Raw genomic sequence first — 14,744 nt, 5'->3', positions numbered from 1 at the left:
GACGCGACATGAACCTGACTGCCGCCGAACAATATGCCATCGAGCTGATCAACCGCGCCCGGCTGGATCCGGCGGGCGAGGCCAAGCGCTATGGCGTGGGCCTGAATGACGGCCTGTCACGCGGCACGATCTCTTCCAAGCCCATGCAGGTCGTGGCACCTGATGCCGTGGCGGAGAAGGCATCGGTTGCCCATGCCAACTGGATGATCAAGGTCGACAAGTTCGACCACCGTCAGGGCGGCAAGAATGACAGCGCGGGTGACCGTTTGCTGAATCTGGGCTTCAAGACCGACAAGGCCGGCTGGGGCTGGAGCGAGAATATCGGTGCCCTGACCAATTCCGGCCGCAGCGACAAGGTGCTGATCGATGAATTTCACAAGGGCTGGATGCTCAGCCCGGCGCACCGCAAGGGGATGCTCGACTCAGATCAGCGCGAGATTGGCTACGCGCATGTGAAGGGTGACCTGAGGGTCGGCGGCTATTCCTATGGCGAGGTCGGGGTTGAGGTCTTCTCTTATTCCAACGCCCGCGCCTATGTGACCGGCGTGGCCTATACCGACAAGAACAAGGACGGCTTCTATTCCATCGGCGAAGGCACGGCCAATCTGGCCATGTCCCTTGCGGGCGGGGCTGCGACCAAGACCATGACCGCAGGCGGCTATAGCCTGAAGGCCAAGCCCGGCGATGAGGTCGTGGTGAATATCGGCCCCAGCAAGACCCAGACCAAGGTCGAGATCTCGCTGAATGATGGCAATGTGAAACTTGATGTCGTCGGCGGCACGCTGCTGAAGGTTTCGGGCGATGCCAAGCTGATCTCCGGGCCAATCCGCCATATGGAAGCCCTCGGCATCGGCGATATCGATCTGACCGGCAGCGCGGGGAAAAACGGCCTCACCGGCAATCGCGGCAATAACAAGCTGATGGGCCTTGCGGGTGACGACACGCTGCGCGGCGGCGCGGGCAATGACACGCTGGATGGCGGCAAGGGTGCCGATCGCCTGACCGGCGACAGCGGGGCCGATCGCTTCGTCTTTTCCAAAGGGTATGGCAAGGACACGATCACCGATTTCGGCACCGGCGCGGATCGTCTGGTGCTTGATGACGCGCTGTGGTCGGGCTCGCGCAAGATGACGGATGCGCAGATCATCAGCAAATTCGCCGATGTGACCAAGGCGGGCGTTCTGTTCGATTTCGGCGGTGGCGATACGCTGCTGCTGAGCGGGGTGAAAACCACGCGCGGTCTGGCCGATTTCATCGACGTAATCTGATCGGCCAACTTCGCCTGACCCCGATCAGGTCTGGCCCCAAAGTGAACCTGGCGCAGCCCTAAGTTCAAATAACCGCCCCGCAGGGGGCGGTTATTTTCACAACTTGCGGATCTTCAGCCGGGTCAGGCGGTTCTCGCGCCGCGTCACCACCTCGAAGCGGAAGCCGTGGAAGTGGAAGGCCTGCCCCTCATTGGGGATCATCTGTGCCTCGTGAATCACCAGACCCGCGATCGTGTTGGCCTCGTTATCGGGCAGCGCCCAATCCATCAGCCGATTCAACTCCCGGATCGGCAACGCGCCATCAATGCTGTAATCACCCTGCGCATCGGATTTCAGCGCGGGTTCCTTCTGGACCGGATCGAACTCGTCGCGGATATCGCCCACGATCTCCTCGATGATATCCTCCAGCGTGATCAACCCCTGCAGCGCGCCATACTCATCGACGGCCAGCGCGAAATGCGTGCGCCGCTTCAGAAACTCGCGCATCTGTTCATCCAGCGGCGTGGTCTCTGGCACGAAATAGGGCTTCTTCGCCACCTTCATCAGATCAAGCCCCGCCAGCCCTTCGGGCGCGTCACCCGGGCCGGGGCCCAGATCGGGGCCAATCCGCACCAGCCGTTCCACCTCGCGCAACAGGTCCTTGGCATGAATGACGCCCACGATGTTTTCCGGATCATCGCGAAATAGCGGCAGGCGGGTATGGGGCGAGGCCAGCACCTGGCTCAGCACGGTTTCAGGGGCAAGACCCGCATCGATCATCTCGATATTACGGCGGTGTTTCATCACCTCTTCAACCGTGCGGGCCCCAAGATTCAGCGCGCCAAGCAGGCGGTCACGATCGGCCTGTTCCACCGTGCCTTCGGACAGGCTTTGGGCGATCGCCTCGGCCAGATCCTCGCGCGCGTCATGTGGCTGGCGCTGCTGGCGCAGGCGTTGCAGATGCTGCACGATCAGTGTCGCGGCGAAGCCAAGCACCAGGCCAAACAGGAGGACGGGCCAGACTTGCGGGTGCCAGATTTGCGGATCGGCGGCGGTGGCCAGGGTCTCAGGGGTCATTCGCGATCCGATTTCTGGGCGAGGGGGTGGTGCTCCAGCACCAGCGCCTTGAGGTGGTCATCCAGCACATGGGTATAGATCTCGGTCGTTGCGACATCGGCGTGCCCCAGCAGGGTCTGGATCACCCGCAGATCGGCCCCCCCCGCCAGAAGATGGGTGGCGAAGGCGTGGCGCAGGGTGTGCGGCGTTACCTTTTCCGGGCTGACGCCAGCCAGAACCGCGATCTGCTTGATCAGCACATAGAAATGGTTGCGCGTCAGGTGGCCTTCGACGCCCCGGCTCGCGAACAGAAACTTCGACGGTGGCCGGCCCTGCTTGCGTTCCAGCTCCTCATTGCGGTCACGACGGATCAGCCATTCCGCCACTGCCTCGCGCGCAGGCTGCGACAGCGGCACCATACGTTCCTTGCCGCCCTTGCCACGCACCAAAATCATTCGCGGATCGCCGCGCACCGCGGCAACCGGCAATTCAACCAGTTCGCTGACCCGCATCCCGGTGGCATACAGCAGTTCCAACAGCGCGCGATTGCGGATCTGATCATCCAGCGAGCGGCCCTTGTCGCGCGCGGCTTCCAGCAGCCGGTCCACCTCGTCATGGGTCAGGATCTTGGGCAGACGCTGGTCCTGCCCGGGCCCTTTCAGGCGCAGCGCCGGATTGTCGGCGCGCCAGCCTTCCTCATGCGCGAACCGATAAAGCTGGCGGATCGCGGAAAGCCTGCGCGCGCGGGTGGATTTCGACAGGCCATCGGCCTCGCAGGAGATCAGGTAATCTTCCACCGTCTCGCGGCTGGCCTGCTGAAAATCCAGCTTCCGATGGCCAAGCCAGCCCGCGAAATCCAGCAGGTCACGGCCATAGGCCAGCCGGGTGTTGCGCGCGGCGTCGCGCTCGGCGGCCTGCGCATCGAGAAATGTCGAGATCCAGCGCTGCATATCCTGCGTCATCAGCCGCGCCGTTCCAGCAACAACAGTTCCAGCGCGGTGCGGCGCGCGGTGTCTTCCAGCCCCAGCTTGCGCAGCACCGAAAGCCCGTCGGCCACACCGCGCGGATCGCCATAGACCCCGCGCCCGACCATATCCAGCGCCAGGAGCAAGGCCTCGCCCACCCGGCGTTCATCCAGCAGGCGTTGCGCATCCTCGGTCAAGCTCGGGGCCAGAAAGGCCGGCGCAATGGCACGCGACATGCTGTCGGGCGGGGTCACGCCCTGCAGATCGCCAAGCGCGATACCGATCAGAAAGCGTTCCTGCAGATCGGGGGCGGGCATTTCCTCGGAGCGGGCTTTGGCCACCGCCTGATAGGCGGGTGACAACAGGCCCACCCGCAGGGCCAGGGCCGCGGCATCCCCGGTCAGCGGCAGCTGCGCAAGGCGCGCGCCGTAAAGCTGGGCAAAGGGGGCCTCCAGATCGACCGAAGTCATGGCGTCCCACGCGGCGGGCAGGGCTGCGGCAATGCCTTCCGGCGCGCCAAGCGACATGGCGCGATCAAAGCGCTGGAAGGCGGCGATCCGGTCCCAGACCCCGCCAGAGGCCGCCGGGCGACGTTCCGTGTAAAGCCCAAGCAGCTGGTTCGGCGGAATGGCCCCCAGCCGCGCCAGCCGTTCCGCCGCCTCGACCCGGGCTTTCCAGCCCGATTGCGGGCGCAGTTCGGCATGGCTGAAGGCCACCGGCAGGCCAAGCGTCGGAAGCGGCTCGCCGATCGCCTCATACATGCGCCAGACCAGCGGCGTCGGATGGCCGGGCGGCGGCAGCGGCTCGGCCCCGTCCGCCTCGGCCGGATCAAGGAAACGCAGCAACAGATCTTCATCGGCGGGGTCGACCTGGCCAAGCGCCTGCGCGGTGCCAAGGGTCAGCGCCGCCGCCTGCCAGTCGCCTGCGCGGGCAAGGCAGAAGATCCGGGCAGGCAGGGTCGGCGCCAGATGCGGGGCCGATTGCATTTCCTCGCAGGCGGCATCTTCGGTGCCGGTCAGCAGGGCGATGTCGAAACGGCGGCGGAACAGATCAGGCGAGGGGGTGCCCGCCATATCGCTCAGCACCATGGCCTGTTCCAGCGCCCCCATCGACAACAGCTTGTCGATGCGCGCCAGCAGGAAGATGCCGCGCCCGCCACTGTCCACCGGCGGCTCGGCCTCGGCCAGCAAGAGGGTCATCAGCAGCCCTTGCAGCGCGGGCAATGTCTCTGATCGTTCGGCCGTGATCATGCGCGCGATATCCTCGCTGCGCGCCAGCCCCCAAAGGCGATGCGGCAAGCCGGTCTGCGCGGCGGTCAGCAGGCCGACACCATCGGGCGTGGGCTTGCCAAGCACCATGGCAGAGATCGTGCCCGGCGTTGCATCCTTGGTGATCGCGGGCTCATCCGGCAGGTGCTGCGGCAGAGGGACCGAGGCCGGCAAGGCCGTGCCGCGCGGCAGTTGCGATCCGGGTTTGGGCACCAGACTGTCGGGATTGGCGGGCTTTCCGGCCAGAGGCCGGCTTTCCTGGGATCGGCTTTCTTGCGCGCGGCCCGATTGCGGCCGAGTGCCCTCGGGCTTGGCCCGGCGCTTGGGCTGGGCCGCAGCTTTGGGCGCGGGCACCGCCGCGCCACGCGGACTGGTCACCGATTTCGACAGCCAGTCGATTGCGGAAAGCGGCCCTTCGGCTGCCGCAGGCCCCGTCGCGCCCCCGGACGCGACCACGGCTGCGACAAGGCCAAGCGCCAGCAGCCTGGCCAGATGCCGATCAGTTGCCATCCACCGCCACCGGCTTGGTGACCTGGGCTTGTGGCGGCTGCAGATCGCCCAGATAGGCATAGCCGGTCAGCCCGATAAAACCGAGCACCACGAGCACCAGCACCAGTTTGATGATCCGTCCCATGGCTGCCCCTGTCCTTCCTCGAATTGCTGCCCCTTAAATGGCTTTCCCGATGACGGAAGCCAAGGGGCCGCAGGCGTTTCGTTCGGTTTTATATGGCGATTATATATGGCAATTGCCGCGACTTCACGCCATTCAGGGAAAAACGTCGTGAGGGCGCGGATTTTCGCCCGACCGGCCAGGCAACCGGGCAGATCGCCCGGCTTTGCGGGTCGATTGTCACGCGATTGGAGGGGTTGGTGAAGGAACGGCTGCTGAAAACCGTGGTGCTGGTGGGCATGATGGGGGCGGGCAAGACGGCGGTGGGAACCGCGCTGTCGCGAATGCTGGCCGTGCCGTTCCGCGATTCCGACGAGGCGATTGTCGAGGCTGCGCAACGCTCCATCGCCGAGATTTTCGAACGCGACGGCGAACCGTTCTTCCGCGCCCGCGAATCCGAGGTGATCGCCCGCCTGGTCGGCGGGCCGCCTTGCGTGCTGTCGACCGGGGGCGGGGCCTTCCTGTCGGACCGCAACCGCGCCATCATCAAGCAGGCGGGCGTATCGGTCTGGCTGCGCGCCGATCTGGATTTGCTATGGCAAAGGGTGCGGCACAAGACCACCCGACCGCTTTTGCGCACCGCCAACCCACGCGAGACGCTGCGCAATCTCTATGAGGCGCGGGTGCCCTATTATGGCATGGCGGATCTGGCGGTGGATGCGGCCCAGGACCTGGCGATCGACGGCATGGCGCTGCGCGTGATCGAGGCGCTGCGTGGGCGCGCCGACGTTCTGGAAAGGGTATGAGATGGCAGGCTTGGACGTGGCGACCATGGATATGGTCCCGGTGGCGCTTGGCGCGCGCAGCTATGAGGTGCGCATCGGTCAGGGGCTGATCGGGCGGGCGGGCGCCGAGATCGCGCCGCTGCTGCGCCGCAAGCGCGTGGCGATCATCACCGATGAAACGGTGGCGGCCCAGCATCTGGCCGCATTGCAGGATGCGCTGGCAGCCGCAGGCATCGCCTCGGAAAGCCTCGCGCTGCCGCCGGGCGAAGGCACCAAAGGCTGGCCGCAATTCGCCCGCAGCGTGGAATGGCTGCTGGAACAGAAGGTGGAACGCCGCGATGTCGTGGTGGCCTTTGGCGGTGGCGTCATCGGCGATCTGGTGGGCTTTGCAGCATCCGTCCTGCGGCGCGGCGTGCGCTTCGTGCAGATTCCGACCACGCTTCTGGCGCAGGTCGACAGCTCGGTCGGCGGCAAGACCGGCATCAACACGCCGCAGGGCAAGAACCTTGTCGGTGCCTTCCATCAGCCCAGCCTCGTTCTGGCCGATATCGATGTGCTGGACAGCCTTGCCCCGCGCGATTTTCTGGCCGGCTACGGCGAGGTGGTGAAATACGGTCTGCTGGGTGACGCCGATTTCTTCGACTGGCTGGAAGGGAACGCCCCCGACCTCGCCCGAGATCCGGCAAAGCGGCAATATGCGGTGCGCCGCTCGGTGCAGATGAAGGCCGAGATCGTCGCGCGCGACGAAACGGAGGAGGGCGACCGTGCCCTGCTCAATCTGGGTCATACCTTCTGTCACGCGCTGGAAAAGGCCACCGGCTATTCTGATCGGCTGCTGCATGGCGAGGGCGTGGCGATCGGCTGTGCGCTGGCGTTTGAATTGAGCCAACGCCTTGGCCTTTGCGCGCAAGAGGCGCCAAGCCGGGTCAGGGCGCATCTGCGGGCGATGGGGATGAAGGTCGATCTGGCCGATATCCCGGGCGATCTGCCGGATGCCGAAACCCTGTTGGCTCTGATGGGACAGGACAAGAAGGTGGTTGACGGCCAGTTGCGCTTCATTCTGGCGCGCGGCATCGGTCAGGCCTTTGTCGCGGCGGATGTGCCGGGCGATACGGTGCTGACGCTGTTGCGGGACGCGCTGCGCCAACGGGGCTGACGCCAGAAAGCAAAAGGGCGGGATCATCCCCGCCCTTTTCATATGCGTGATGTCAGGCGGTCTTGCGGCGTTCGACGCCCCAGGCCAGCACCAGGGCGACCAGCCCCGCCAGGGACAGCCCGATCCCGACATAGCCCGATGACTGCCAACCCCAACCTGCCGCCAGCGCCAGACCGGCAAGCCAGGGACCAAGCGCATTGGCCGCGTTGAAGGCCGCGTGGTTCATCGCGGCGGCCATGGATTGCGCATTCCCGGCCACATCCATCAGATGGGTCTGTAGCGGCACTACCATGCCAGAACCAAGGCCGAGCAGAAGCGCCGAGGCCACCATCAACGGCCAATTGCCTACGGCGAAAGACGCAAAGCCTTGGGTGAACAGCGAAAACAGGATCAGTGCCAGCGCCGCGCCAAAGGGTTTCAGCCAGATCGTCATACGGGCCGCGCCGATACTGCCAAGCGTGCCGCCGATGCCAAAGGCCGACAAGGCTGCGGGCACCGCCCATGCGGGCGGCTGTGTCGTGGCCAGCATGGCTGCCGAGAGATAGGAATAGACCGCAAACAGCCCGCCAAAGCCGATGGCCCCGACCAGCAGGATCATCAGGACCGATGGGTTGATCAGGGCCCGCAGCTCTGCCAGCGGATTGGCACCCGGCACGGCGCCGACGCGCGGCGCCAGTCGCAGGATCAGGATCGCGGCCACCAGCGCCAGCAGGCCGGGTAGGCCAAAGCCCCATCGCCAGCCAAAGCCTTGCCCCAGCAGATTGGCGAAGGGCACACCGATGATATTGGCGATGGTGAGGCCCAGCAGGACATGGGTCACGCCACGCGCGCGTTGCTCTTTCGGCAGGGCATCGGCCGCAAACAGCATGGCCACGCCCAGAAATCCGCCATGCGGCAGACCGGCCAGAAAACGCGCGCCAACCAGCGTGGCATAGCCGGGCAAGACCGCGGCGATCAGGTTCATCACGCCATAAATCGCAATCAGCGCCGCCAGATAGCGCCGACGCGGCAGTTTTGCACCAAGGATCGAGGTGATCGGCGCGCCGACCACGACGCCAAGCGCATAGGCGCTGACCACATGGCCTGCCATCGGCTCGGTCACGCCAAGATCGGCGGCATACCAAGGCAAAAGCCCCATGGCCGCAAATTCGGAAGTGCCGATGGCAAAGGATCCAAGCGCCAGGGCAAGGATGGTGAGTTTCAGGTTTGGCGTATGCGACATCGAATGGACCCGGATCGGCACCGCAGCCGGAACCGCAGCGCAGGAGGAGGAAGCGAAAGGGGGTGTCCGGGCTGAGAAAGCGCGGCGCGTTTGCGGTAACATCTGCCGCGGAAAAGCACCATGCCAGATATGTGAATTCTCTGTCACGGTGCTGCGCCGCGCCACTTGCGCGCGCATTGTGATCCGTCAGCTGCCAAAAAACCGGGCAGGGTGCCCGGTCATCTGATTACTGCTCTGGTGCAAGCGGGGTCAGGATGGTTTCCCCCGCCGCCGCTGCCCGGGCCAGTTCGGGATCAAGACTCATCGGAATATATTCGCCGCGCCGCCAGCGTTCGCCCAGATTGTCGTAATGGCGGCTCAGCGGATGGCCCGATTGCCCCGTTGAGGTGATGAAGACCGAACTGTCGGGATCGCCAAAATCATAGACCCCGCGATAGCCCGCGCCATGCACATTCTGGAACGGGTCCGGCCCGGTGCCACGCGTGCGGCCCCGCATCAGCGTGTGGTCATCGCCGCTGGTGCTTTGGCGGATATTCACGAAATACCGAAGCAGCGCGACATTGCCGAGGACGGGGTGATCCTGCACCGCCTGATGCACGTCGCCCCAACGCCAGCTTTCGACATTGCGGCCATAGCGTTCCGACAGCGACAACAGCGCCTCGTCCAGCGCGATGCGGGCCAGATCGGCGCAGGTCTCGACAACAGCCGATTGCACGACGTCACACCATTCCGAGGCGCCATCGACATTGCGGAAAACGCGTTCCAGGAAGACCGGGTCGAAATGGGCAAATTCATCGGCCATCGGGCCGATATCGTCGCGGATCAGCCGGTCCTGCAAACGGCGCATCCAGGCCTGATAGATCAGCGGTTCTGGCAGATGTTCGTTCATCTCGCCGTTCCATTTCGCCATCAGATCCAGCGCCTTCTGGCGCATTCGTTCGGGCGTGCCCTCGGGTGCCGCCTCGCCGGTGAACCACAGCTCGGCCCCGATCAGCGGCAACAGGCTGCGCGCGGCAGGGCTGACGGTATCCAGCTGCGCCTCGATGAAACTTTCGCGGGTATGAACTTCGCGGGTCTTCATCAGGGCCAGCCAGCGCTGAATGCGTTGTGTGTCCCCCCAATTGAAGCTCAGATGCTGCGGGAAGGGGCGGTCGATGGTCTTGTTGTTGGTATTGCCCAAAATGCCCGAAACCGGATCGACGAAACGCGGGTTGGTGTCATAGGGTTCGATCCCCTGCCAGCGGTTCTCGGGCTTCCAGCCGGGGGCAGGCATCCGGCCTTGCGTCTCGTGGCGCGGATCGCGGGCGGGCACGGCACCCACCACCTGCATGGCGATCCCGTCGCGGTCGGCCAGCATCAGGTTTTGCGCCGGCGCAACCACCAGACGCCCCGCCTCCAGCGCCGCCGCGCGGTTGCTGGCCTGCATCAGCGCAATCGCGGCACTCATCGAGGTGTCCTTGTCGGACAGCGCCGTCCACCCGACGGATGCGACATGGCCGCCCGGCGTGATCGAGGCCAGATCATAATGGCTGCCGGGCAGGACCGGGCCATTCTCGGTCCAGCGCAGCGTCAGGGTGATCGGATCGCCATCCTTTACCTGCAAGATGGTGCGGCGGGTCTGAAACCGCTTCCAACCCTCGGGGGTGCGATATTCTTCGGGGTTTTCCGGGTTCACCTCTTCGATGAACACATCCTGATCATCGACATAAGCCGTGGTCAGCCCCCAGCCAAGCGCCTCTTTCCGGCCGATCAGCACGGCGGGTACGCCCGGAATGGTGGCGCCGATCACGCCGCCGCTTTGCAGCTCCAGCCGGGCCAGATACCAGATGGTCGGCGCGGTGAAGCCCAGATGCGGATCATTGGCCAGAAGCGCGCCACCCGCTGCGGCCCGCGACGATGCTGCCGCCCAGGCGTTGGAGGCCCCGGCCAGTTCACGCGGGGCAATGGGCGACAGCGGGTCACGGTCCAGCGTCATCGCGGTCTGCGACGGCACGACGCCGGGCATCAGGCTGGCATAATCGGGCAGGGCCGCCACACCCGCGCCCGGCACATCGGGCAGGATATCGCGCAGCCGATTGCCGGGCAGCAGCATCGACATGCGGGCCCGCAGCACCTCTTGCGACATCTGGCTGCTGAGTTGCAACGCCATCAGCTTGAGGATGGCAAGGCTGTCGGCGGGCTGCCATGCAGCGATTTCATTGGAGAAAAAGAAGAACTCCGGCGCGCCACGGCCGCGCGCGCCCAGATTGACCTGCTCGATCCAGCTGTTCACGCCACGGGCATAGGCCTCCAACGCGTCGCGGGTCTGCGGATCCTGCGCCGCAAGCGAGGCGCGGGCCAGACCTTCAAGGTCATAGCGCCGCATCAGCTCGTCGATCTTCACGGTGCGCTGGCCGAACAGTTCCGACAGGCGTCCCTGGGCGGTGCGGCGCAGCATGGTCATCTGCCACAGCCGGTCCTGCGCATGGGCAAAGCCAAGCGCGTAATAGACATCCGCATCGGTGGCACCAAAGATATGCGGCACATTGTCATTGTTGCGCACGATATCGACCGGGGCAGAGATCCCCGCCACCGTAAAATCCTCGTCATAATCGGGCAGCGATCGCGACAGGAACCAGTAGATGATCGCCGTCGCAGCCAGCGACAGCAGGATCAGGCCGGTGACGATACGGGTAAGCCAGCGGAAAAGCGTCAGCACAAGAGGCGTCCTTGACCTTGGATGCGAGTTGCGTTCCTAGTCGAAACCGCAAGGCAGGGCAATCGCAGGAGCGGCACCGATGGCAAGAGTAGCATTTCTGGGCCTGGGCGTCATGGGCTACCCCATGGCGGGTCATCTGAAGGCCAAAGGGCATGAGGTCACGGTCTATAACCGCAATGGCGCAAAGGCGAATGCCTGGGTTGCCGAACATGGTGGCCGTGCCGCTGCCACCCCGCGCGAAGCGGCGGAAGGTGCCGAATTTGTGATGGCCTGCGTCGGCAATGACGATGATCTGCGCAGCATCTGCCTTGGGCCTGACGGGGCCTTTGCGGGCATGGCACCCGGCGTGGTCTTTGTCGATCACACGACCGTGTCGGAATCTGTCACGCGCGAGCTGTCGGCGATTGCCGCGGCCGAGGGCAAGGGCTTTGTCGATGCGCCGGTCTCGGGCGGGCAGGCGGGCGCCCAGAATGGCGTGCTGTCGGTGATGTGCGGCGGCGTGCAATCCGAATATGACCGGGCAGAGCCGGTGATTGCCGCCTATGCCCGGATCTGCCGCCGCATGGGCGATAGCGGCGCGGGCCAGATCGCCAAGATGATGAACCAGATCTGCATCGCAAGTTTGGTGCAAGGCCTGTCGGAAGCCCTGGCTTTTGGCCAGAAGGCGGGCCTGGACGGCGCGGCGGTGGTCGAGGTGATCAGCCAGGGTGCGGCTGGCAGCTGGCAGATGGCCAATCGCCACAAGACCATGCTGGCGGGTGAGTTCGACTTTGGCTTTGCGGTGGACTGGATGCGCAAGGATCTGAAGATCTGCCTTGAGGCCGCCGACAAGATCGGTGCCAGCCTGCCGGTCACCGCGCTGGTCGATCAGTTCTACAAGGATGTCCAGAAAATGGATGGCGGGCGTAACGACACCTCCAGCCTGATCCGCCGGCTGCTGTAAGCCGCGGGCCTAAACCGTCGGTATAGCTTGGGAAATTCGGCTTTACCTATCCGGCGCTTCAGCGCATGTTGGTGGGGTGCGGTGTGCTCCTTGTGCGTATTTGCACGCCGAAACGGCGTTTGGAGGAAGTCGGTTTGACTGCTTGGCGTGGCATCTGGTTCAGCCTGTTGGGGCTGGCACTGGCCTTGGCGGGGCTTGGCGTTGTTCTGGTGAAACTGGCCGTGGTGGCCCTGCATCCAGAGGCACCCGGGGTGCATCTGGTGCTGCCTGCGGTGCTGGTTCTGGCGGCGGTCAGCGTGATCCTTGGCCTGCTGGTGGTCTGGCATGGCCGCCCGGCGCGGCGCAGGCGCCATCTGCGCAACGCCTTTGAGGTGATGGCGGTGCTGTGCCTTGGCGCGGGCGCGATCTGGGGTTGGGATCGGATGCATCCGCAGCCACAGGATCTGGATCTGGCTTTTGACGGCAAGATCTATCAGATCCCGCGCGTCTATCACCCGATTGCCTATCCCGAGCGCGGCCTGATCCTCGGGCTTTGCGCCCGCACGTTGGAGCCGGAATATGCCGCGCAATCCTGCGATGCCTTTGCCGAAATGCGTTTCAATCGTCTGCCGATCCTGGATGATCCCGCGCTCATTGATTGTGTGCGTGCGTCCGGTGGGCAGTATCAGGGCGGGCGGCTGCTTGCGCCAGGGGCAAGCGCCCAATCGGTCGGACCGCAGGCATTGCGCTATGCCTGCAGCGGCACGATTGGCGGACAGATGCGCGAGCTTTATCTGCAGCTTGATCCCGCCGGGCAGGTCATCGCCTATACGCGGCTGACCGACGGCACGGAATCGGTGGAACACGGGCTGCGGCTGGGGGATCTGTCGCTGCATTTCCCGGCATCGGAAACCGCAGACCCCGCGACTGAGGCGCGACGTTGGCTGGATCTGCTGGAAAGCTGGCGCTGCCCGGAGGCGGGCTGTCCGCCCAGCCCCCCGGTGCAGCTGGATCAGATCATCAAGGGATGATGCGGGTGTATTTGGTACCCGACAATGTTGCCCCGGCAATCAGGCCGGCCTGACCGAAAACCAGCGCGATCACCGGATCGATCTCGGTCGTGTCCTTGCCGATGCTGGCCCCCTGTTCGGGGGTCGCATATTTCAGATCGGCCCCCGCAGCCCAGCCTTGCGAGCGGCGGAAATCGCCAAGTGCCGCATCGGTCATGAAGAACAGCGCATGGGCATATTGCTGCGCACCGATCTGCAAACCGACAGAGGCCTTGGCGGCGGAATAGTAATCCACCGTCACATCCTTGATGCGCAATGCGCCGCGCCCGAAGGCCCCGCCAATGCCGAAACCGGCCTCGGTGACCAGCGGCATATACAGGACGCCAAGCGCCTTGCCCGCCAGATCCCGGGTGCCGGGATAAGCATTGAACAAAAGGTTCCGGGTCTCGTCGACGCGGGCATCGATCATCGCCGCGCCATTGCCGCCCACGCCATTGCCACAGGCCGCAAGCGTCACCGCAGCGCCCGCGCTGCCGATCAGGGTTCGTCTGGAAATCATCTGCACGCCTCGATTTTTCTGGTTTCGGGGTCTTTTGCCCCCTTTCCACCAGCTATAGCGAAGTTTCGCGCATCTGTCACCAATCCCGGCCCGTTCCTCGGCGATCAGCCGCGCAGCAATCGGGCAACCGTGGGGGCGAAATAGGTCAGGATCCCGTCACAGCCCGCACGCTTGAACGCAAGCAGGCTTTCCAGCATCGCTTCTTCGCCCTTGATCCAGCCGCGCTCGGCCGCGCCCTGGATCATCGCGTATTCGCCCGAGACCTGGTAGGCATAGGTCGGCACGCCAAAGGTGTCTTTGGCCCGACGGCAGATATCGAGATAGGGCATCCCCGGTTTCACCATGACCATATCAGCCCCCTCGCGCAGATCGCGCTCGATCAGGCGCAAGGCCTCATCGCTGTTGCCGGGGTTCATCTGATAGGTCTTCTTGTCGCCCTTCAGTGCCCCGGATGCGCCGACCGCATCGCGGAACGGCCCATAAAAGGCACTGGCATATTTGGCCGAATAGCTGAGGATCGCGATGTCCTTGTGGCCAGCCGCCTCCATCGCGTCGCGGATTGCGCCCACCCGGCCATCCATCATGTCGGAGGGCCCGAGGATATCGGCGCCACTTTCCGCCTGTGCCAGCGCCATGCGCACCAGCGCCTCGACCGTCTCGTCATTCAGGATGATGCCGTCCCGCACCAAGCCGTCATGGCCGTTGGCGTTATAGGGGTCGAGGGCGATATCGGTCATGATCGCCATCTCGGGCACCGCCGCCTTGATGGCGCGAATGCAGCGATTGGTCAGATTGTCGGGATTCCAGGCCTCTTCGCAGCCAACCGTCTTCACCGAAGGATCGGTATAGGGAAAGAGGCAGATCGCCGGGATGCCAAGCGATGCAGCCTCTTCTGCCGCCTTCACCGCCAGATCGATCGACAACCGGCTGACGCCGGGCATCGAATGGATCGGCTCACGGATATGCGCGCCGTCACGGATGAAGATCGGCCAGATCAGGTCATGCACCGTCAGCACGTTTTCCTGTGTCAACCGGCGCAGGCTGTCGCTGGCGCGGGTGCGGCGGAAGCGAGTGGTGGGATAGGCGGCTTGGATCGGGCGCATCGGGACCTCGGGATCTGGCTCGGGCAGGCGGGTGGTGGCGGGCGACGGCAATAACAGGGCGGGACTGGGCGAAATCTGGCTGCGCCGCCACGGCTGCGCGGTCTTCTGCGCGCCGGGCGGAAATTTCTGCCTGCCTGCCATGG

At 64.7% G+C, this 14,744-nt stretch carries 12 protein-coding genes and 1 pseudogene; 5 read left to right on the top strand and 8 right to left on the bottom strand.

Annotation, left to right across the window (positions count from 1 at the left end; translation table 11 throughout):
- Positions 1-8 precede the first annotated feature (8 nt).
- A complete protein-coding gene (locus GBJ34_RS01750) occupies positions 9-1,268 on the top strand; it encodes a CAP domain-containing protein (RefSeq protein WP_151717534.1) in 1,260 nt (419 codons plus the stop codon).
- A 96-nt stretch (positions 1,269-1,364) separates the two neighbouring features.
- Here the strand turns inward: GBJ34_RS01750 and GBJ34_RS01745 are convergent.
- The 4 genes and pseudogenes from GBJ34_RS01745 to GBJ34_RS21020 all read right to left on the bottom strand — a co-directional run.
- Positions 1,365-2,336 (bottom strand): annotated as a pseudogene (locus GBJ34_RS01745) (transporter associated domain-containing protein); the annotation flags it as partial.
- On the bottom strand, positions 2,321-3,265 hold the full coding sequence (locus tag GBJ34_RS01740) for a site-specific tyrosine recombinase XerD (protein WP_192931075.1): 945 nt from the start codon (positions 3,263-3,265) through the stop codon (positions 2,321-2,323). The pseudogene GBJ34_RS01745 and the gene GBJ34_RS01740, both read right to left, overlap by 16 nt.
- A complete protein-coding gene (locus GBJ34_RS01735; RefSeq protein ID WP_151717532.1) occupies positions 3,265-5,046 on the bottom strand; it encodes a hypothetical protein in 1,782 nt (593 codons plus the stop codon). The genes GBJ34_RS01740 and GBJ34_RS01735 overlap by 1 nt, the downstream gene beginning before the upstream one ends.
- A complete protein-coding gene (locus GBJ34_RS21020; RefSeq protein WP_264177056.1) occupies positions 5,036-5,170 on the bottom strand; it encodes a hypothetical protein in 135 nt (44 codons plus the stop codon). Before GBJ34_RS21020 ends, GBJ34_RS01735 begins: the two co-directional genes overlap by 11 nt.
- A gap of 236 nt (positions 5,171-5,406) precedes the next feature.
- Between GBJ34_RS21020 and GBJ34_RS01730 the strand changes: the two genes are divergently transcribed.
- On the top strand, positions 5,407-5,952 hold the full coding sequence (locus GBJ34_RS01730; protein WP_192931082.1) for a shikimate kinase: 546 nt from the start codon (positions 5,407-5,409) through the stop codon (positions 5,950-5,952).
- A 1-nt stretch (position 5,953) separates the two neighbouring features.
- Positions 5,954-7,087: a 3-dehydroquinate synthase gene (aroB, locus tag GBJ34_RS01725; protein ID WP_151717530.1), complete on the top strand. Its 1,134-nt coding sequence runs from the start codon at positions 5,954-5,956 to the stop codon at positions 7,085-7,087.
- A 52-nt stretch (positions 7,088-7,139) separates the two neighbouring features.
- Here the strand turns inward: aroB and GBJ34_RS01720 are convergent, their stop codons facing one another.
- Both GBJ34_RS01720 and GBJ34_RS01715 read right to left on the bottom strand, forming a co-directional pair.
- Positions 7,140-8,309: an MFS transporter gene (locus tag GBJ34_RS01720; protein WP_151717529.1), complete on the bottom strand. Its 1,170-nt coding sequence runs from the start codon at positions 8,307-8,309 to the stop codon at positions 7,140-7,142.
- 226 nt (positions 8,310-8,535) lie between these two features.
- Positions 8,536-11,007: a penicillin acylase family protein gene (locus tag GBJ34_RS01715; protein ID WP_151717528.1), complete on the bottom strand. Its 2,472-nt coding sequence runs from the start codon at positions 11,005-11,007 to the stop codon at positions 8,536-8,538.
- 79 nt (positions 11,008-11,086) lie between these two features.
- Here GBJ34_RS01715 and GBJ34_RS01710 point away from each other — a divergent pair, with 79 nt between their 5' ends.
- Together GBJ34_RS01710 and GBJ34_RS01705 are read left to right on the top strand one after the other, a co-directional pair.
- The gene (locus GBJ34_RS01710) at positions 11,087-11,950 is read left to right on the top strand and encodes an NAD(P)-dependent oxidoreductase (protein WP_151717527.1); all 864 of its coding nucleotides are present in this window, start codon (positions 11,087-11,089) and stop codon (positions 11,948-11,950) included.
- 134 nt (positions 11,951-12,084) lie between these two features.
- On the top strand, positions 12,085-12,960 hold the full coding sequence (locus tag GBJ34_RS01705; protein ID WP_151717526.1) for a hypothetical protein: 876 nt from the start codon (positions 12,085-12,087) through the stop codon (positions 12,958-12,960).
- On the opposite strand, the gene GBJ34_RS01700 is transcribed toward GBJ34_RS01705, so the two are convergent.
- Positions 12,950-13,498 (bottom strand): lipid-binding SYLF domain-containing protein, encoded by a 549-nt coding sequence (locus tag GBJ34_RS01700; protein ID WP_404811386.1) that lies wholly within the window; start codon positions 13,496-13,498, stop codon positions 12,950-12,952. The genes GBJ34_RS01705 and GBJ34_RS01700 overlap by 11 nt on opposite strands.
- Positions 13,499-13,602: 104 nt before the next feature.
- Complete coding sequence (gene hemB, locus GBJ34_RS01695; RefSeq protein ID WP_151717524.1) at positions 13,603-14,601, bottom strand: porphobilinogen synthase; 999 nt, start codon at positions 14,599-14,601, stop codon at positions 13,603-13,605.
- Positions 14,602-14,744: the final 143 nt, after the last annotated feature.

The organism is Gemmobacter serpentinus (assembly GCF_008973825.1).
Taxonomy (GTDB): Bacteria; Pseudomonadota; Alphaproteobacteria; order Rhodobacterales; family Rhodobacteraceae; genus Gemmobacter; species Gemmobacter serpentinus.
The sequence above is the reverse complement of the archived record's forward strand: the minus strand, read 5'-3'. Positions and strand labels throughout refer to the sequence as shown.